This is a genomic window from Micromonospora sp. NPDC000207, from assembly GCF_040300925.1.
Taxonomy (GTDB): domain Bacteria; phylum Actinomycetota; class Actinomycetes; order Mycobacteriales; family Micromonosporaceae; genus Micromonospora.
Genome location: NZ_JBEPEQ010000003.1, coordinates 1 through 18,472 on the forward strand (window position 1 = coordinate 1; position 18,472 = coordinate 18,472).

18 protein-coding genes and 1 pseudogene are annotated in these 18,472 nt (G+C 68.7%); 9 read left to right on the top strand and 10 right to left on the bottom strand.

Translation table 11 applies throughout. The features are described 5' to 3' along the window. Together ABT336_RS01595 and ABT336_RS01600 are read left to right on the top strand one after the other, a co-directional pair. Positions 1–132: pseudogene (locus tag ABT336_RS01595) on the top strand (IS5/IS1182 family transposase); the annotation flags it as partial. A gap of 169 nt (positions 133–301) precedes the next feature. Next, entirely contained in the window at positions 302–1,066 is a 765-nt protein-coding gene (locus ABT336_RS01600) for a hypothetical protein (RefSeq protein WP_350894525.1), read from the top strand. Between the two features lie 6 nt (positions 1,067–1,072). Here the strand turns inward: ABT336_RS01600 and ABT336_RS01605 are convergent, their stop codons facing one another. Both ABT336_RS01605 and ABT336_RS01610 read right to left on the bottom strand, forming a co-directional pair. Then, entirely contained in the window at positions 1,073–1,309 is a 237-nt protein-coding gene (locus ABT336_RS01605) for a hypothetical protein (RefSeq protein ID WP_350894526.1), read from the bottom strand. Further along, complete coding sequence (locus ABT336_RS01610) at positions 1,306–1,629, bottom strand: DivIVA domain-containing protein (protein WP_350894527.1); 324 nt, start codon at positions 1,627–1,629, stop codon at positions 1,306–1,308. Before ABT336_RS01610 ends, ABT336_RS01605 begins: the two co-directional genes overlap by 4 nt. A 295-nt stretch (positions 1,630–1,924) precedes the next feature. On the opposite strand from ABT336_RS01610, the gene ABT336_RS01615 reads away from it, so the two are divergent. The 3 genes from ABT336_RS01615 to ABT336_RS01625 all read left to right on the top strand — a co-directional run bounded on the left by ABT336_RS01615 (position 1,925) and on the right by ABT336_RS01625 (position 4,580). Next, a complete protein-coding gene (locus ABT336_RS01615; protein ID WP_350894642.1) occupies positions 1,925–2,161 on the top strand; it encodes a GntR family transcriptional regulator in 237 nt (78 codons plus the stop codon). Between the two features lie 444 nt (positions 2,162–2,605). Next, complete coding sequence (locus ABT336_RS01620) at positions 2,606–3,481, top strand: hypothetical protein (RefSeq protein WP_350894528.1); 876 nt, start codon at positions 2,606–2,608, stop codon at positions 3,479–3,481. Further along, the gene (locus ABT336_RS01625; RefSeq protein WP_350894529.1) at positions 3,468–4,580 is read left to right on the top strand and encodes a hypothetical protein; all 1,113 of its coding nucleotides are present in this window, start codon (positions 3,468–3,470) and stop codon (positions 4,578–4,580) included. Before ABT336_RS01620 ends, ABT336_RS01625 begins: the two co-directional genes overlap by 14 nt. Positions 4,581–4,692: 112 nt before the next feature. Here ABT336_RS01625 and ABT336_RS01630 read toward each other — a convergent pair whose 3' ends face one another. Beyond that, the gene (locus ABT336_RS01630) at positions 4,693–5,025 is read right to left on the bottom strand and encodes a hypothetical protein (RefSeq protein ID WP_350894530.1); all 333 of its coding nucleotides are present in this window, start codon (positions 5,023–5,025) and stop codon (positions 4,693–4,695) included. A 318-nt stretch (positions 5,026–5,343) separates the two neighbouring features. On the opposite strand from ABT336_RS01630, the gene ABT336_RS01635 reads away from it, so the two are divergent. The 4 genes from ABT336_RS01635 (at position 5,344) to ABT336_RS01650 (ending at position 9,460) form a co-directional block, all read left to right on the top strand. Beyond that, positions 5,344–6,657 (top strand): hypothetical protein, encoded by a 1,314-nt coding sequence (locus tag ABT336_RS01635; protein ID WP_350894531.1) that lies wholly within the window; start codon positions 5,344–5,346, stop codon positions 6,655–6,657. A 140-nt stretch (positions 6,658–6,797) separates the two neighbouring features. Next, positions 6,798–7,391, top strand: coding sequence for a hypothetical protein (locus ABT336_RS01640; protein ID WP_350894532.1), 594 nt, complete (start codon positions 6,798–6,800; stop codon positions 7,389–7,391). Between the two features lie 76 nt (positions 7,392–7,467). Further along, positions 7,468–8,802, top strand: coding sequence for a TrkH family potassium uptake protein (locus ABT336_RS01645; protein ID WP_350894533.1), 1,335 nt, complete (start codon positions 7,468–7,470; stop codon positions 8,800–8,802). After that, positions 8,792–9,460 carry a potassium channel family protein gene (locus ABT336_RS01650; protein WP_350894534.1) on the top strand — a complete coding sequence of 223 codons (669 nt, stop codon included), beginning with the start codon at positions 8,792–8,794 and terminating at the stop codon, positions 9,458–9,460. Before ABT336_RS01645 ends, ABT336_RS01650 begins: the two co-directional genes overlap by 11 nt. 26 nt (positions 9,461–9,486) lie before the next feature. Here ABT336_RS01650 and ABT336_RS01655 read toward each other — a convergent pair whose 3' ends face one another. The 7 genes from ABT336_RS01655 to ABT336_RS01685 all read right to left on the bottom strand — a co-directional run bounded on the left by ABT336_RS01655 (position 9,487) and on the right by ABT336_RS01685 (position 18,408). After that, positions 9,487–11,190, bottom strand: a complete 1,704-nt coding sequence (locus ABT336_RS01655) for a protein kinase domain-containing protein (protein WP_350894535.1) — start codon at positions 11,188–11,190, stop codon at positions 9,487–9,489. 70 nt (positions 11,191–11,260) lie between these two features. Further along, positions 11,261–12,820 carry a fused MFS/spermidine synthase gene (locus ABT336_RS01660; RefSeq protein WP_350894536.1) on the bottom strand — a complete coding sequence of 520 codons (1,560 nt, stop codon included), beginning with the start codon at positions 12,818–12,820 and terminating at the stop codon, positions 11,261–11,263. A 36-nt stretch (positions 12,821–12,856) separates the two neighbouring features. Then, positions 12,857–13,876, bottom strand: a complete 1,020-nt coding sequence (locus ABT336_RS01665) for a coiled-coil domain-containing protein (RefSeq protein ID WP_350894537.1) — start codon at positions 13,874–13,876, stop codon at positions 12,857–12,859. Between the two features lie 195 nt (positions 13,877–14,071). Further along, positions 14,072–14,884, bottom strand: a complete 813-nt coding sequence (locus ABT336_RS01670) for an inositol monophosphatase family protein (RefSeq protein ID WP_350894538.1) — start codon at positions 14,882–14,884, stop codon at positions 14,072–14,074. Next, positions 14,877–15,329, bottom strand: a complete 453-nt coding sequence (locus ABT336_RS01675) for a response regulator (RefSeq protein ID WP_350894539.1) — start codon at positions 15,327–15,329, stop codon at positions 14,877–14,879. Before ABT336_RS01675 ends, ABT336_RS01670 begins: the two co-directional genes overlap by 8 nt. Next, entirely contained in the window at positions 15,326–17,077 is a 1,752-nt protein-coding gene (locus tag ABT336_RS01680; protein ID WP_350894643.1) for a sensor histidine kinase, read from the bottom strand. The genes ABT336_RS01675 and ABT336_RS01680 overlap by 4 nt, the downstream gene beginning before the upstream one ends. A gap of 80 nt (positions 17,078–17,157) precedes the next feature. Continuing rightward, on the bottom strand, positions 17,158–18,408 hold the full coding sequence (locus ABT336_RS01685; protein WP_350894540.1) for a PP2C family protein-serine/threonine phosphatase: 1,251 nt from the start codon (positions 18,406–18,408) through the stop codon (positions 17,158–17,160). Positions 18,409–18,472 lie beyond the last annotated feature (64 nt).

Genomic DNA, 18,472 nt, shown 5'->3' on the forward strand with positions numbered 1-18,472 from the left:
GCCCAGGTCGAACACGCCCTCGCCCGCATGAAGACCTACAAGATCCTCCGCGACTACCGACGCGCCGCCAGCACACTGGCCGACACCGCATCCGGCATCGCCCACCTCCACAACATCATCCTGACCGGGTGACACCAACACCGTTGACCGGCAACGCCATCACCGAGTTACGAGACATCCTTTAGCAGACGCGTGGAAGAGCCTGCAGGACCGATGGGACCAGAGGGCCAGTTCGAATAGATTTCTGGGCTCAAGTGACAGCGTCACCACTTCGGAATCCATAACGGCCTTGCAGTTGGACATGGCCTACAACAGCCAGGAGCAGGCCCTCACCTACCTCGAAGTCGCCGAGAAGTTCGAGGAGCGCGCATCGGGACGCCTCAACGAATTGGCCGGGAAGACCGGCCCGATACCCAACGAAAGATTCGAGAGGAGGACGCCACTCAACTACCAACAGGACGCCCTGAAACAGATGTCGTCGGCAGCCACCATGCAGGAACAGGCCATGAGGCAGCTGACTGAAGCCGCCAAGGCACAACGCGGAATCGACATCCGCAGATCGCTTGCAATCGAGAATCTGGAAAAGGAACAGGAGAAAGCGCTGACACGACTCCTACACCAGGCGGACAAGCAGATCGACGTCAGGACTGCCCTGTCCAGCCGGGGGGAAACAGCCATACTGCCGAAGCTGGCGGAGCTCCAGACGAACTGCCGAACAGGCGTCAACAAGATGGCCGCATTCCAGAAAGACCTCAACACCTCCCTGGGAACGTTCACCGGCAAGCTGCGGGTCGAGCCGGAGTTGCCACTGGCCCCGCACGCGATCACGGCAGACGAAGCCCTCGCTCCGCAGCCGCTTCCCAGCGGAAGTCCGCCGCTGCCCCCGCACGCGCGCACCACCAGTAAGGCGGATTACACCTATGCGGTGGCGACCATGCAGGGGCCGGGGCATCCGGGGTCGCGGCAGGGCACGCCACCCCCGCCCGAAACCGCCACCAGCCCGGTCATTCCGGTCGCCGGCAATCAGTTCCACAAGCCGAGTCGGCAGCCGTCCCAGCAGAGGTAGATCGGGTCAGCAGTCGCCGTGGTGGTCGGCGTTGCGGGGGCAGCGCCGACCACTGCCCAGGAGACGATCACAGAAGACCCGATGGTGTACGCCCTGCGCGTCCTCGTAGGACACCGTCGTCTCGGCCCGGTCGACGTTACCGAGGAAGCTGACGGCCCGGCCGATGACCCGGGCGTACCGGCGGGCGGTGTCGAGATCCTCGGCGGCCACCGGCAGGTGCACCACGAACCGTGGCACGTTCACCAGCGACCCCCCGGGGTGAACTGGGACTGCCAGGTGCGCAGGGCCAGTTTGATCCGGGTGTTCTCCTCGGTGGCGGTGCCAAGATCCTGCCGGATCTGGGCGAGTTCCCCGGCGATCCGATGCAGGTGGGCGTACACCTCGATGGGGTCGAGGCCGCGTCGGACGGTGCGGAACTGCCGGTGTCGGATCTGGGCGGGGGTGAGGCGGCGGCAGGAGGCCGCGCGGTACCAACCCGAACCCGGTGGCCGGGTCACCACGGGCGGGGGGACCGGTTCGGGCCGCCGGAGCGCCCGCCGGAACCGGGAGAACAGGGTACGCATGACGTCGCCTTCCTGGACAGAAGCTCGGAGCCGATGCTGGATGGCGGCCCGGTCCGCGACGAGGGACGGACCGGGCCGCCGGCCCCGGGACCGCAGCCTCAATCGGCGGTACGGCCCCGCAGCCAACCTTGGTGTCCACACTCCACAGGCTTGCCGAACCAACCGGAGTGGACACCAGCAACTTACTCGACTTACTAACCCTAGTCTAGCCCTGCGTATCCGCGCGTCTACTTATTGCAGTTGCTGTAGCAGGTCGGGCATGATCGGTGGTGCCGAACCAACCGGAGTCCTCACCATGCCCACAGCACAGCCATCATTCCGTCGCATCGTCGACGAGATCGTCGCCAAGATCAGTAGCGGCGAACTCAAGCCCGGCGACAAGTTGCCGTCGACCAGCCAACTTGCCGCCCAATACGAGGTCAGCAACAACACCGTGTATCGCGCGCTCGCCATCCTGCACGACCGAAACCTCATCATCGGCTACCAGGGACGGGGTACCTACGTCGCCGAACGGCCAGAACAGCCGGGCTGACCCCAGCGCTGCCCCCTGTTCCTGAGCCCCTGCGCCAACCCCGCCCCCTCACCCCGCCCCGGCCCGCCCCCTCACCCCGACCCTGAACCCCGCCCCTGAACCCCGGCCGCCCCTGAACCCCGCCCCTGCGCCCCGGTGATCAAGGGGTTTGCGTCATCGTGGGTGGCGAAACCTGACGCAAACCCCTTGATCAACGCGGGCGGCGTGGGCTCGGAGGTCAGCGGGCGAGGCGTGCCCGGGATCGCTCCGTTAGGAAGGGTCCCTTCCTATACCGAAAGCGATAACAAGGGGCCCTTCCTTGCATCCGGGTGGCGGGGCGCTCGGGGCGGCGGGGTGAGGTGGGGATCACCTGACCTGCGGTCGAACCGGGGGACCGCCGCGTCCGTCGTCGGTAGAGGCCAAGCAGCCCGACGACGACACGCACCTCGGCGGAGGAACCCGACGATGCCACCCGATTCTCAGTCCCTCGACGACTTCCTGAGCCGACTGGAAGAAGGACTCACCGGTTCGGAGCAGGCCCGTCAGCCGACCGCTCCCCACGCACTCACGACCGACACCGAGGTTGCAGACCTCGGGGCGAGGTTCGAGACCCTGACCCTCGCTGCGAAGCAGCACCAACAGTCCGTCCTGCTCCATTGCGAGAGGGCGGCGAAGCCCGTCACCACCACCATCGAGCAGCTGAGTCCGCTGCTGCACGGCACGATCAGTGAACATCAGATCGATGTGGCCGTTGAGCACCGCCGCGCGGCCGAGGAGCCCCTGCGGGCCGCGCTCGACGCCCAGTACAAGGCCCAGGCCCTGATGTGGGAGACGGTACGCACCATCGCCGCCACCGACGAGGTCAGCGGCAACGAGTTGACGAAGTACGCAAACGAGCAGGTGGCCCTGATTCGTGACCTGGCGGCGACGACACGCGACATCCTCCGCGCCCAGCCGTCGAAAACCGCCCAGCCGTCTGATGGACCACAGGAATCCCCCGACGACCTGAGAATCGCTGGTCTCTGGAACAGGTCCGCCGAACTGCACAGGACAGCTGTACGCGGTAGCCCGGTGCACGCTGCGGGCAGCGCACACCGACGTTTCAGCGCGAGACTGGATGCGATCGGGAGTTTGAGGGAGCGGCAGGAGGAGGCCAACGAGAAACTGACCGTTTTCAGCGACCTCTGGCTGGCTCGAAATGCGGCGTACACGCGAACGCCGACGAGCCCGATGCAGACCCCGACGCAGAGCAGCGCCGCACCGACCTACCGGGCCTTTGCTGCTGCCCACCCGGCAACCGATCAGAAGAAAACGAGAGGCGGATCCAGTGGATTCCGGTAACCGAACCACGCAATGGGAGCAAACCGCTCCGGACGTCTGGAGCCGCACCGACGAGGACGGGAACACCGTCCGAAGCACGCAGAACCCAGAGATGTCCCGCCAGCGGGCCACCATTGAACTGTGGCACGAAATCACTCCGGCATCGACTGTCATAGAGCGGGCGCTGACTTTCGCCACGGAAGCCCGCCAGCAGATCGAAACCGCCATCAGGAGAATGGCTTCCGTTCAGGAAAGTCTGTCCAGTGCGTCCGATCCGGGAAGCATTGCAGAAGCGTTCCCGATAATTGGGCAAGAATTGAAGGAATTTTCATCCGACATGGTTTTTTCGAGCCAACGACTGGGCTTGGCCCGAAACTACCTAGCGCTCACTGAAAGGCGATTGAGGGGCCCTCGGGAGCACCAAGAGGAGCTTCTCCGCGCGGCGGATGCCACCGGGCGGCTGGCCACTGCACCAGCAATTACCAACTCTGGTGCCCAGACTGTGATAGCCGAGATCCGCAAGGTAGTCGACCTGATGCGGGGAATCCAAGAGGCACCCGGACCGGGCTTGTTCGACCTTGATCTACAAAACACCAAGAAAGAGATTCTGGGAAGATTCGGAAGCGCGCGTGGTCACCTCACCGCGATGCACCGCGCCCTCGGGGTATGGCAGCGTAGTGAACCAGAGCTACCGCACCAAGCCAGGAGACTGGAGAGTCAGACAACCTGGGGGGAGGCGATCAGCAAGATAAACCCAGATAAACTGAACGACCTACGGATGATCATCGACGAAGAGGCCAACCACGACCACAAACCATTGGACCGACTGGATGCGATGTCGAGAAGCCAGGGAATCAACACGTACAGGGGCGTGTGCAAGCTCCTGGAGGACGTCGGCCTCAGGGAATCCACCCTCTACTACAAGGCAGTTCACGCCCTTCAGCAGCATCTCCCCCACGAGGGTGCAGGTGCCGACCGGCCCGGAGCGCCTCTTTCGGTGAACGCCGCGCAGCTCCGACTGCCGGGCACCGCTCCCGGCCCCGCAAGCGGGGCGACCCCCAAGCGCCCGCCCTCGGACCACAGCAGCCCCGACGCCAAACGGCCACGGGCCCTCAACTAGGAGCCGGCGGCGAATCCGACCAGGCCGTCGGGCGAGGAGCATGCACCGGCAGCGCACGCCCTCGGCGATCGCATCGGTACGATCGCGTCAACGGACGAAGGTGGCTGCCTCCTCACATGAGGCGGCAGCTCGGGTCCGGCCCACCGGCGGGCGGCTTCCACTGACGTGCCGGCGGGTGTCCGGGGTGATCGGCACGCTGGCCCCGGCCGCCGTGCAAAGCCGGATCACCGAAGGTCAACCCGGCGGCAGCGGCGACACCAGCGCCCTGGTCGACCCCGTTTCGTCGGTCGAACTCCTGGAGAAACAGACGCCCATTCGACGTCATGGCGACTGCCGCCCGCAGTTCGTACTGGTACTGCTGCCACAACTGCCGTGTCTTCGCGTTCCCCGCCTCGAACTCCTTCTGATGCTGGGCGACGTCCCCGCGCTGGGACGCCTCACTCATCCTGAGAGTTTGATTCAAGTACGCATCCGACGACTTCTTGACGGACTCCCCCACGAACCACTGCTCATCGGGGGTAAGTCCCATTTGGTCTGGCCCCGGAAGGTCTGGCATCGGCTCGTCCACTCCTAGCTGTCAAGCTACCAACGGGCAAGACAGCCTACCCACCGGCAGCAGGCCCTGCCGACCGGGTCGTCCACCGACGAGTCGTCGAGTGAACATCGTACGCGTTGCTCGGCTAGCATGAGCATGAATGCCCCGGTAGGTCCTCGGCAGACCGCGAACGTACATATCTGAGGGGAAAAGTTGCCAAGAATTCCGATGAACGACATCGCCTACGTTCAGCAACTCCTGGATGGTCGTCGGTCCCAGTTGATGCAGGACCTCCAGGAACTTCCGACGACCCTGGCGGGGCTGTATCCCGACCAGGACATCCAGCAGCGCTACGAGCAGGTGTTCGAGAGATACAGATTCGTCTCCGAGATGCGGAGCAGGCCCCTGTGGGAAGGTCCCGCGTACGACTCTCCCGAATCCCAGAGATTCGAGGGTTACCAACGGAACCTTCGCGCCGAGGTCGACAACCCACTCCGGCAGTTCCTCGCATCCGCCCGTGACCACGCCCGGCAGAACCCCCATCTGATCGACGCTGCCGGACACCAGCGGCTGGAACGGGCTGTCGGTGTGTTTTCTGTGGTACACGCGATGGAGAACGACCTGCGGGACGCCCGGATGGAGTTCGGCCGCATAGCCGTTGCGGAGGCTCGGAACGCTTTCACCCCGGCGAACCAGGTGGACCGGTTTGTCGGCACCGGCGGCAACAGCACCGAGAACGCGGAGAGGATCCTGGACGCCGAGGACGCACTCCAGGAGTCCGACTTCCACACGATGTACGGCCAGGCAGCAAACCTGGCTCGTGGCATCGGCGAGGGCAAGTGCGGGAACTTCTCGGCAGAGGTCGTCACCCTGGCCCACGTGCACCTGCACAACCCGCGACGGGAAATCGGTGACCAGATCACCGTGATGGACTTCGCGGTCGCGAAGGGCAGGAACGGCGAGGAGGTCGAGGGCTTCAACCACGTCGCCCCGGTCATCGGCCCACCGTTCAACCCGGAGTCCGTTGTTGTCGACGCCTGGACCAGAGAGCCGACGGTGACCAGCGTCACCAACTACTCGGTCGCCCAGATGCGTGCCTTCGACTACGAGTCCACCACCCGGGCGGACGGTCGGGACTACAAGCAGATCGCCGCGCAGAACCACTCGCCGCAGGCGTGGCTCCGCGACAATCCGCCCCGGCAGGTCACGCTGGACACGGCGGCGGCGACCGAGTTCCGCCGGACGATGTCCTCCCACCCGCACGCCGACAGCGTCTTCAACATCCAGCACGGCTACCACGACCGCATGTCCAACCCCAACGCGGGCCTCGCTCTCACCCAGCAGAACTTCGACCGTACCGCCGCCAACAACTTCGAGCGCTCGGCCAGCCCGTCGCCGGAACCCACCCTCAGCGCCGTCCTCCAACAGTCTCGCGACTTCTTTCAGAACCGGGACGGACGGTCGGCACCCAGCAGCAGTTCGGCACCGCCCCCCGGGCACACCCCGCAGAACCGGCCCTCGTCACCGGCACCCCGGAGGTAGAGCACCACGTGGTGAACAGTCGACGACCGGAATCCGCCGTGGGGGCGGACGCGGAAAGGTGTTACCTGAAGCACAAACGTTGAACGGGTTCGGCGTACGTCCCGTCGGTGAAAAAGATTTTCACCGACGAGAGGTCTGCCATGAGTTTCTTCAACCACCCACAAGCCGCCGACTTTCCGATCCACGAGGATTCACTCCCGCCGGCGACTGTCCACCAACTGATCGCCGACCAGGGGTTCGACGCCGTCCGGCAGGCCCTGCCCCGGGACGAACGTGCTGCCTTCGACGCGGCCAACCCACGTGAGGACGTCCGGGCAGCCAGCAACGACGTCACGTACCACACACGGGAACTGGCCGAGTTCGACAGGCGAACAACAGCGGGCCTCCCCGCCTCCGCCACCCCCGAGCAGATCCGGGCCGCGTACGAGGCCGCGCAGCCACTCCGGGAGGACCTGGTGGCCGACCTGGCCGAGGCACGGCAGGAACTCGCCCCCTACGCGGCCAACCTCGTCACCCACATCGAGTCCAGGGGGCTCCTGCCGACTGTCCTGCGGCGGACCGGGATGTACAGCACCCGCGAGCAGAACGCCGCAGCGGTCGCCCACCTCGTGTCACCCGGAGGCAGCAGGTCCCGCCATCGTCCCCACAACAGTCACGGCGGCAGCCGGAGCAGTCGCCCCTCAGGACTGGCGGAATCCCGAGGCGACCGCCGACAGGCCCGATCCCACAGGTGACCGACGGCCGGAAGGCGTACGTCGCGGTAAACGCGAATGGCCACCGTGACCGGCCCGTAGTCGCCAAGCTGGTCAGGTGCGCCGGTTCCTGAAGCATCCGGTACGGCTGGTGCCGGTGGGATTCCTCGCGGCGATCCTGCTCGGCACCGGCCTGCTGATGCTGCCCCAGGCCACCAGCGGACGGCACCAGGCTCCGTTCAGCACCGCCCTGTTCACCGCCACCTCCACCGTCTCGGTGACCGGCATGTCAGTGGTCGACACCCACGACTACTGGTCCACGTACGGGCTGGTCCTGATCACCGTCCTCACCCAGCTCGGCGGGCTCGGCATCCTCACCGGTGCGGCGCTGGTGATCCTGGTGGTGGCCCGCCAGCTCGGCCTGCGCAACCGGCTCCTCGTCCAGGCCGAAACCGCCGAGTTCGGCATCGGCAACGTCAGGGGCCTCCTCCTGCGGATCGCGGTGATCTCCCTGGTCACCGAGGTGGTGATCACGGCGGTCTTCGCCGGGCGGCTCTGGCTCGGCTACGACTACCCACCCGGTCGGGCCCTCTGGTACGGCCTGTTCCACGCCGTCCAGGCGTTCAACAACGGGGGATTCTCGCTCTACCCGGACAGCCTGATCCGGTTCGCCAGGGACGCCTGGGTCGGCGTTCCGCTGGCCGTCGGAACGATCGTCGGCGGGCTCGGCTTCCCGGCCATCCTCGACGCCACCCGCACCTGGCGGCACCCCGGCCGGTGGGGGGTGGCCACCAAACTGACAATCTGGGGCAGCCTGGTCCTGTTGGTGGTCGGCTTCGTCGCCCTGCTCGCCACCGAATGGGCCAACCCCCGCACCATCGGGTCGTACGGGTGGTTCGGCAAGGTCCTCGCCGTCGGCACCCAGAACGCGGTCCTGCGGACCGGAGGATTCCAGTTCATCGACACCAGCGCCCTCGACGAGGAGAGCTACCCCCTGCTGGTGTCGCTGATGTTCATCGGCGGTGGCAGCGCCAGCACCGCCGGTGGCATCAAGGTCGCCACCTTCTTCCTCCTCGGCTTCGTCATCTGGGCGGAACTGCGCGGCGAACCGGACGTCACTGTCGGCGACCGACGGGTAGCCAGCTCCACCCAACGACAGGCGTTGACAGTCTCGCTGCTCAGCGTCGCCCTCGTCGTCGCCGGCACCACGGTCCTGATCGGGGCGGCCGACGACGTCCGCGACTACCGGGTCCTGTTCGAGGTGGTCAGCGCGTTCAGCACCACCGGACTCAGCGTCGGGCTCGCCGAACGCCTCAGCGCCCCCGGCGAGTACCTCCTCGCCGCCCTGATGTACATCGGCCGGGTCGGTCCCCTCACCCTCGGATCGGCGATCGCCCTGAACACCAGACGTCGGCTCTACCGCTACCCAGAGGAGCAACCCATTGTCAGCTAGAAGACACCGGACGGGGGCGGTGGCGGTGATCGGACTCGGTCGGTTCGGCTGCCACCTCGCCAGCTCGCTGAGCCAACTCGGCCACGAGGTTTTGGCCATCGACCACGACTCCGAGCGGGTGCAGAAGTGGTCGGCGTATCTGGACCGGGTCGTGCAGGCCGACGCCACCGAGGAGGGGGCGCTGCGCCAACTCGACCTGACCGGCTACGAACGGGTGGTGGTCGCCATCGGGGCCTCCGTCGAAGCCAGCGTCCTCACCGTCCTGGCCCTCGTCGAGCTGGGCGTGACCGAGGTCTGGGCGCGGGCCACCTCCGAACAGCACGCCAAGATCCTGGAGCGGGTCGGTGCCCGGCACGTCGTCTTCCCCGAGGCGGAGACCGGCGAGCGGGTCGCCCATCTGATCATCAGCCGACTGCTCGACTTCATCGAGTTCGACGACGATTTCGCGATCGCCAAGGTGCGTACCCCCGAATCGTTGCAGGGTCGCTCACTGCGTGAGGTGACCCCCGTCGACAGGTACGGCGTGATGGTCGTCGGCGCGAAACTCCCCGGGGAGACGTTCCGGTACGCCTCCCCGGAGACCGTCCTCGCCCCCGGCAGCATCCTGGTGGTGGAGGGCAGCATCGCCCAGGTCCAGCAGTTCGCCAACCTCGCCTGACCCCCTGATGGCCGTTCGCTCCGAGGTCACTCGGGTGTCGACGTCGAAGACCTGGCAGCTGTCGACGGCTTCGCGGGCACCTTCGAGGGCTTGGCCGCCGTCGAAGGCTTCGCGGTCGCCTTCGACGGTTTGGGGGTCACCTTCGCGGGCTTGGCCACCTTCGACGGCTTGGCCACCTTCGACGGCTTGGCCACCTTCGACGGCTTGGCCACCTTCGACGGCTTCGCGGGCTTGGGTTTGGGGGCGGTCACCGCGACGACCTGGACGCCGCACCTCGTCTCGCCGACCCGGAACTCCACAGGCAGCGGGTTCACCCCGGAGTACCTCCCGGTCAGGGCCACCTTCTCCGAGGCGCCCGGGGCGATCTGCGGACGCCCCACTGTCGGCCGGACGACCACGTCGCTGCCCTGCTGGCGTACCGTCGGGGTGGGTTTGGTCAGGGTCTGCGCGGCGGGGAACGCGAACCGGACGGTCCAGTCCAGCAGCTCCCGCCGCCCGGTGTTCGTCACGGTGAGGTCCGCGGCGAAGTTCCGCCCGTCGTCCGACTTCAAGGTGTACGCCACAGCGCAGCTGACCTGCGGTTCGATCCCCAATCGGGCCTGTGTCGGCGGTTCCTGGTCGCCGCTGGCCGGAGTCCGTCCGGCCAACCCCCACAGCCCGGCGGTCACCGCCACCACCCCGACTGCCGCCACCCCCATCTCGACCCGGCGGCGTCGGGCCGAGAACCGTCGGGGTCGACCCGGCGACGTCGCGCCCGTCGACATCGTGCCCGTCGACATCGTGCCCGTCGACATCGTTTCCGTCGACGAGGACGGGGGCAGGATCGTGGTCCCCGCATTGGCCAGGACCGCCGGATCCAGGGGCAGGGTGGGCGGCAACGGCACCACCACCGGCAGTCCCACCGCCCCGGCGAGGGTACGGGCCAGCTCGGCGCTGCCCGGCCGCTCCTGCGGACGCTTCGCCAGGCAGCTGTGCACCAGATCCCGTACGGGCGTCGGCAGGTCGACCACCGGGGGCATCGGCTCGGGGTCCTGGAACAGGTGCGCCTGCAACAGTTCGGTGGTGCCACTGGCGTCCCAGGGCAGCCGACCGGTGAGCATCCGGTAGAGCAGCAGGCCGACCGCGTACACGTCGACGGCCGGTGAGACCCGGCCCTCGTCCAACCGCTCCGGGGCCAGGTACGCCGGGGTGCCCAGCAGCGCCCCGTCGGCCCCCATCTCCTTCGCCCCGACCAGCGCCGAGATGCCGAAGTCCACCACCTTCACCCCGGCCCCGGTCAACATCACGTTGCCCGGGGTGACGTCCCGGTGCACCACCCCCCGGGCGTGCGCGGTGGCCAGCGCCGAGGCCGTCTCGGCGGCCACCGTCACCGCCTCCCGCCAGGGCAGCCGCTCGTCCCGGCCGAGCCGGGCGTGCAGCGACCCGCCGTCCACCAGCTCCATCACCACGTACGGGACGGCGAGCCCGCCCTGGTCGGACTCGCCGTAGTCGTACACGCCGGTGATGTGGGGATGGCACAGCCGGGCTGCGGCCTGGGCCTCGATCCGCAGGCGTCGCCGGAAGGTCCGGTCGGCGGCCAGCCCGGTGGCGAGGACCTTCACCGCCACCTGCCGACCGAGCACCTCGTCGTAGCCCCGCCAGACCACCGACATTCCGCCGGAGCCGAGTTCCTCGATCAGTCGGTACCGTCCACCGAGCAGCCGTGCGCCGTTACGGACGACTCCATCCATGGTCGGAGGTGTTGCCCGACCCGGCCTGCATACACCTTTTCGAGCCGGGTCGGGCTCGGGTTTCACCCGATCAGGCGGCACCGAGGAGTTGGTCCACCGGGGCGAAGTCGTCGGTCAACACCAGGGCCCCGCCGACGAACTCGTCGAACTCGGCACCGGCGAGCACCCGTACCGGCTCGGGAAGCTGGTCCAGCCGGGCCCGCAACGCCTCCAACGGCAGCGGGGCGTCGGAGGCGACGATGACGAAGTTGCTGCCGTTGCGGTCCCCGCTCAGCGCGGCCGGCGGGGCGACGAGGGCGACGTTCTCGAACTCCGCTCCCACCGTCGCCGCCTCGCTGCGGATGAAACGCAGCTGCCCGTAGTCGATGACGTTCTGCATGTAGACGCCCCCGGGACGCAGGACCCGACCGACCTCGGCCGCCATCTCCCGGGTGGCCAGGTGCCAGGGCACCACCAGGTGCCCGAAGGCGTCCCCGACGATCAGGTCCCGGCTCGCCGACGGCTCCTCGACCAGCAGCATCCGCGCGTCGCCGACCTCCGCCCGCAGCTGCGGGCCGGTGGTCAGGCCCAGCTTCTCCCGGCTCAGGTCGACGAGCCCGCCGTCGATCTCGAACACCACGTTGTCGGAGCCCGGCCGGGTGGCCGCCAGGTAGCGGGGCATGGTGAAGCCGCCACCACCGATGTGCAGGGCGTCCACCCGCGCCCCCGGCGGGGCGGCCACGTCCGACACCCCACCGAACCACTGGGTGTACGCGAACTCCAGGTGCGTCGGGTCGGCCAGGTCGACGTACGAGTGCTGGGCCGAGTTGAGCACCAGCGACCTACCGTCCGGGCGGGCCGGATCCGGGTCCACGCTCGCGCAGTGGTACGCCGTCTCGATGTCGCACGGGTTCGGGGCGACGGTGGTCAACCCCGCCCCGACGAGCCCCGCCACCGCCAGTCCGGCCCGCAGCTTCGACGCCCCCGGCAGCTTGCCCGCCCCGTCCTGACGGCGAAAGTAGAACCACAGGCCGATCCCGACCACGCCCAGGGCGATCGCAGTGGCGAGCACGATGGCGGTGCTGGTCAGCGCCGCCACCAACACGAACCCGGTGGCCAGGGTGGCGGTGATGCCGCCCAGGGTGCCGATCCCGGAGAGCTTCCCCACCACCTGCCCGGTCCGGCGCAGGTCGGCCAGCTGGAGCTTCACCACCAGCGGGGTGACCGCCGAGAGCAGCATCGCCGGGACGAACACGGCCAGCGCCGTCAACAGCAGCACGGCACTGACGGCGCTGCCCCGCAGCACCTCACCGGCGTACCTGACCATCGGGAGGGTGACCGCCGTGGCGATCCCGGACAGCAGCAACGCCGGGGCGAGCATGGGTCGGGGATCCCACCTGTCGGCCAACCATCCACCAGCCCACGCCCCGTACGCGATGGCCCCCAGGGCCACACCGATCACCGCGCTGGTGACCTGGAGGGTCACCCCGACGTACGGGCCGATCAGACGCAGGGCCACCGTCTCCAACACCAGGACGGCGCCGCTGGAGAAGAAGACCAGGAACGCGGCGAGCCCGTTCGGCAGGGCACGCACCGGTGGGGGATCCGCGTCGGCGGCCGGGGCCGCCACATCAGGCGTCGAGCTACTCATCGTGGGGATGGTACGCAGTCATCCTGTCCGCCCGGGTCAATACATCGAGGTGTGAACGTGGTTCGTGTGGTCGGCGGCGGGACTGCCGCTTCCGCTGTACGCCCGCCACCCCGTACCCGGATGCCAGATCTGCCGGTACCAGATGACGTAGAGGATGCCGAGCCGGTCGGCGTTGCGTACCTGCCAGGCGGCGAGGCTGTCCCCGTACGACTTGTCGCCGCCGGTGGCGGTGCGGTCCTCGAAACCGTTGGTGGCAGCCGAGAAGTCGCAGGCCCGACCCTTCGGGTGCTCCCCCGACCCGCCGCTGCGGAAGCACGAGGCGTAACGCTTGTACCCGGCCGCCTGGGTCTGCTGGAGCATGTTCAGGGTGCGGGGGGTGATGCAGCCGTTGGCCGGGGTCGGGTCGTTCACCGAGCACGACTCGCCGGGCCAGGAGCCGTTGGAGTTACGCGGTGCCGGGCGGGCCGAGGAGGAGTTGCCGCCGCTGAAACCGCCGCTGCTGCCGGTGCTGACCGCCGCGAGCGCCCGCTCGGCCTGCTTCTTCTTGTTCGCCATCACGGCGACCTGCTTCTGCTGCTCGCGGACCTCGGCGTCGAGCTTGCGCTTGGCCTCGTTCGCCTCGTCCCGGGCTTCGACCATGTCGCGGATCCGCTTGCCGTCCCGCTGGGCCATCACGTCCAGGGAGGCCACCCGGTCCAGGAAGGCGTCGGGGGTGTCCGCGCCCAGCAGCATCGCCGGGGCGGTCAGTCGACCCATCCGGTACGAGTGGGCGGCCACCTCGCTGACCTGCTGGGTGAGACCGTCCAGCCGGTCTTCCATCGTCTTGAGCTCACCGCTGAGCTTCTTCTGACGCTTCTTCGAGGCCTCCAGCTTGTTCTTCGCCTCGATGTGCCCCTTGGCGGTGGACTCCAGTGCGTCGCGCAGCTTCTTCGACCCGCCCTCGTCCGGTGCCGCGTGGGCGGGCACCGCCCCGACCCCGAGCAGCAGCGTCACGGCCGCGAGCAGAACGACCAGCGGGTGGCGGCCCGACAGGTGACCACCCCGCCGGGTTGACATTGACCTCGGCACGAAAAGCTTCCCTCCGTCGGCCGCCGGTGGCGGCCCTCAACGGCACCGACCGGCTCACCGGCTGGCAGAGACCGTCGGTCACGATACCGGAACCGGCGCGGCCCACCCGGCCGGTGCGACTCCAGGCGGGGAAAACTCGACAGACCGCGCCCGTTCATTCACGTTCAGCGAACCCCTTCGGGGTCACTCCCGGCCGAGGAGGGCCTCGTGGACCACTGACCAGACGTGTTCCGAGGTGGCGACGAGCAGGCCGTTGTCGGACTGGGCCGGGTGGTAGTCGGCACCGTCGAAACGACGGGCCACCCCGCCCGCCTCCCGGACCAGCAGCACCCCCGGGGCGTGGTCCCACGCCAGGGTCCGCCAGAAGATCACGAACTGTTGGTCCCCGGTCAACAGGTCGAGGTACTCCCGCCCGGCGCAGTGCTGCCCCGGCAGCAACTCCCCCAACCCGGCGGTCCCGGCCTCCACCCGGGCCCGGGTGGAGGGGGGAAGGAACCGGGTCATCGCCGGTCCGCGCAGCCGGTCGAGGGAGACCGGCTGCGTCGACGGTTCGACCAGACGACCGTTGAGCCGGGTGCCCCCACCCGCCCCGGCCACCGCCAGGTCGTCGGCGAGGGGATCCAACACCCAGGAGGCGACCGGCTCCCCGTCGGTCAGCAGGGCGACCATCAACGCGAACGGACGCCGCCCGGCGGCGAAGTTGCCGGTGCCGTCGACCGGGTCGACCACCCAGACGTCCCCGGTGTCGTGCAGGTGCCGCAGCAGGGTCGGATCGGCGGCGAACGCCTCCTCGCCGACCACCACCGAGCCGGGGCGCAACCGGCGCAGCCCGGCGGAGATCATCTCCTCGGCTCGCTGGTCGGCGACGGTCACCAGCTCCCCGGGAGCCTTCTCGGTGATCTCCGAGGCGTCCAGCCGACGGAACAACGGCACGACGACCTCGGCGGCGGTCTCCCGGAGCAGCGCCGCGACGTCGTCGAGCAGCGGGTCAGCCACGGGGCGGCAACTTGACGACGCTGACGAAGAACTCGTCGATCTGACGGACCACCGAGATGAACCGCTCGAAGTCGACGGGCTTCGTCACGTACGCGTTGGCGTGCAGCTGGTAGCTGCGCAGGATGTCCTCGTCGGCCTGGGAGGTGGTGAGGACCACCACCGGGATCCGGCAGAGATGCTCGTCCTTCTTGATCTCCTCCAGCACCTCCCGGCCGTCCCGGCGGGGCAGGTTCAGGTCGAGCAGGATCAGATCCGGGGAGACGGCGTCCGCGTACCGGCCCTCCTGGCGCAGGTAGGCGAGGGCCTCGGCCCCGTCCGACACGACGGTCAGCCGGTTGCGGAGCTTGTGCTCCTCGAACGCCTCCTGGGTCATCAGGACGTCACCCGGATCGTCCTCGACCAGCAGCACCTCGATCGGGCTCCTGCCGTCCGCCGGTGCGGTCATCGCGCTGTCTCCTTCGTGCCTGTCGCTCCACCCCCACCCGACGGGGTGTCCGCCGGGTCGGTGGCGTCCCTGGGCTGCGGTTGCCGGACGACGTGCCCGTCCCGCCCCGCATCGTCGTCCCCGGAACCGGCACCGACCGGGCCGGGGGCGGCCGGGGCGTCGTCCACCACAGGTTCACCGGCCACCGACGCCGCGTCCGCCCCGGACGAGTCGCCGTCACCCCCGCCCGTCCCGGCGGCGGCCTCGACGTCCTCGGCCCGCGCCGGGAGGGTGAACCTGATGGCCGTCCCCTCCGCGGTGTCGGTGTCGACCCAGACCCGACCCCCGTGGTACTCCACGATCTTCTTCACGATAGCCAACCCGATACCCGTGCCGGGGTAGGCATCCTTGGAGTGCAGCCGTTGGAAGATGACGAAGATCTTGTCGGCGAACTCCGGCTCGATCCCGATGCCGTTGTCCTGACAGCTGATCTCCCACTCGTCACCGACCAGCCGCGCCGAGACGTGCACCTTCGGCGTCACGTCCGGGCGACGGAACTTCACCGAGTTGCTGACCAGGTTGACCAGCAGGTTGGTCAACAACGGTTCCTCACCCCGGATCACCGGCAGGCCAGACCAGGTCAACTCGGCGTCGACGTACTGGCGGGCCGGCTCGGTCTGTCCGGCGACGTCCTCCATCACCTTGTTCATGTCGACGTCGGTGAAACCGGTGGTCAGCCGACCGATCCGGGAGAAGGCCAGCAGGTCGTTGATCAGGCGCTGCATCCGCTGGGCACCGTCCACCGCGAAGGCGATGTACTGGTCGGCCCGCTCGTCGAGCTTGCCCGCGTACCGGCGTTGGAGCAGCTGGCAGAAGCTGGCCACCTTCCGCAGCGGCTCCTGGAGGTCGTGGGAGGCGACGTACGCGAACTGCTCCAGGTCACGGTTGGACCGGACCAACTCCTCTGCCTGCTTCTGCAACTGGCTGTTGACCCACTCGATCCGCTCCCGGGCCTCCCGGACCTCGGCCAGGTCCCGGGCGATCTTCTGCCGCATCGAGTCGACGTCCTCGGCGAGGGCGAGGAACTCCGGCGGTCCGGAACCGGCGATCCGGTGCTGGTAGTCCCCGTCGGCCACCTCCCGCACCTGCGACGCCAACGACGTCAGCGGGCGGACCACCATCTTCTCCAGCGAGAACAGCAGCAGCGCCCCGGCCACCGCGACCACCACACCCGCGAAGACCAGCAGCAGGACCAGCAGGTCACCGGTCCGCTCGATCTCCGACACCACCCGCTCCCGGGCGGTGAGGATCTCGGCCTGGAGATCCTCTATGGCGTCCCGGATCCCGTCGAACTGCTGCCGGGCCTCGTCGGTGAGGAGCGCCTGCCCGGCCGCCGGCCCGTTGGCCCCGGTGGCGGCGATCACCGGCTCGGCGACGGTGCGCCGCCACTGCTCGGCCCGCTCCTGGACCAGCCGCAGCTCCTGGGAGATGTCCGGGTAGTCGTCGGTCAGCTCGGTCATCGTGGCCAGGACCTCACGCTCCTGCCGGAGCCCCTGGTCGTACGGCTGGAGGTCGACCCGGTCACCACTGACCGCGTACCCGCGGACCCCGGTCTCCTGGTCGAGCAGGACGCTGAGCAGCTCCTGCCCCTGCACCCGCAGGGGGCCGGTCTCGGTCAGCGCCGCGTTGGTGAACTGGCGGTTCTGACTGGCCACCACCGCCTCGGCCCCGGCCAGGAGGACCAGCAGGACGCCCACCACGGAGAGCATCGCCACCACCCGACGGCGCAGCGTCCAACCGCCGCGTCGGGGGGTCGGATCGGTGGTGGGGTCCTCCACCGTCTGCGTGGTCACCGGCCACCGCCTCGGTTCACCAGGAGCATCGCCACGTCGTCGGCGAGCGGGCCCCCGTTGATCTGCTCCGCCCGACCCACCAACCACGGAGGCAGCTCGGGCAGTGGCACGTCACGACTGGCCGGCTCGTCGAGCAGCCCGGCCAGGCCGGGCACGTCGAGACGCTCGTCACCGGCGCCCACCCGCCCCTCGATGAGGCCGTCGGTGTACATCAGCAGGGACCAGTCATCGGTCTCGAACTCCAGGTCGAAGGCGACGGGTCGGCGGGGTCGTACGCCGAGCAACAGACCACCCGGTGCCGGTACCGGGGCGACCTTGCCGCCGGAGAGCAGCAGCGGCGGGGGGTGACCCGCCAGGCGGACGGTGGCCCGGTTGGCGTCGATGTCGAGTCGGGTGGTGGCGACGGTGGCGAAGATCTCCTGCAACCGTCGTTCGCTCATCAGCACCTGTTCCAGTGCCGGCAACACCTCGTCGTCGGGCACCCCGGCCAGGATCAGGGCCCGCCAGGCGACCCGCAGCTCGACCCCGAGCGCCGCCTCGTCCACCCCGTGTCCACAGACGTCCCCGACGATCAGGTCGACCCGGTCCGGCCGGGTCTGCACGACGTCGTAGAAGTCCCCACCGATCAGCGCGGCGTGCCGCCCCGGCCGGTAGAAGGTGTGCACGGCGATCTCGTCGGTGGTCATCAGCGGCTGGGGCAGCAGACCCCGTTCCAGTCGGGCCGACTCGGCCTGGCGCAGCTCCACCTCGCGCAACCGGCGGGCGTTCTCGTCGGCCCGTTTGCGCTCCACCGCGTACCGCAGCGCCCGGGTCAGCAGGACCCCGTCGACCTGCCCCTTCACCAGGTAGTCCTGCGCCCCCTCGGCGACCGCGACGATCCCCAGGTGCTCGTCGGAGCGGCCGGTGAGGACGCAGACCGCGGCCCCGCTGGACATCTCCAGCACCTGGCGGAGCCCGTCGATGCCCTGCGCGTCGGGCAGGCCGAGGTCGAGCAGGACACAGTCGACCCCCATCACCCGGCGGCGTGCCTCGCTGATACTCGTGGCGACCAGAAGGTCGATCATGGAGTTCGTCTCGGCGAGCAGTTCGCCGACGAGGAAGGCGTCGCCCTCGTCGTCCTCGACCAGCAGCACCCGCAGTCGTTCGCCAGGGGGCAGGTTGGGGTGGTGCCCGAAGCCACCCTGCTGGTGAGCGGCGGGCACGACGACGGGTCCGGCCCGGTCGGCCACCCGGTGCGACCGGGTCACCGCCGCGAGGCGCGGGAGATCGCTGGTGATGTCTGGCTCCTTCCGAGTGCCTCGCCGATGCTGT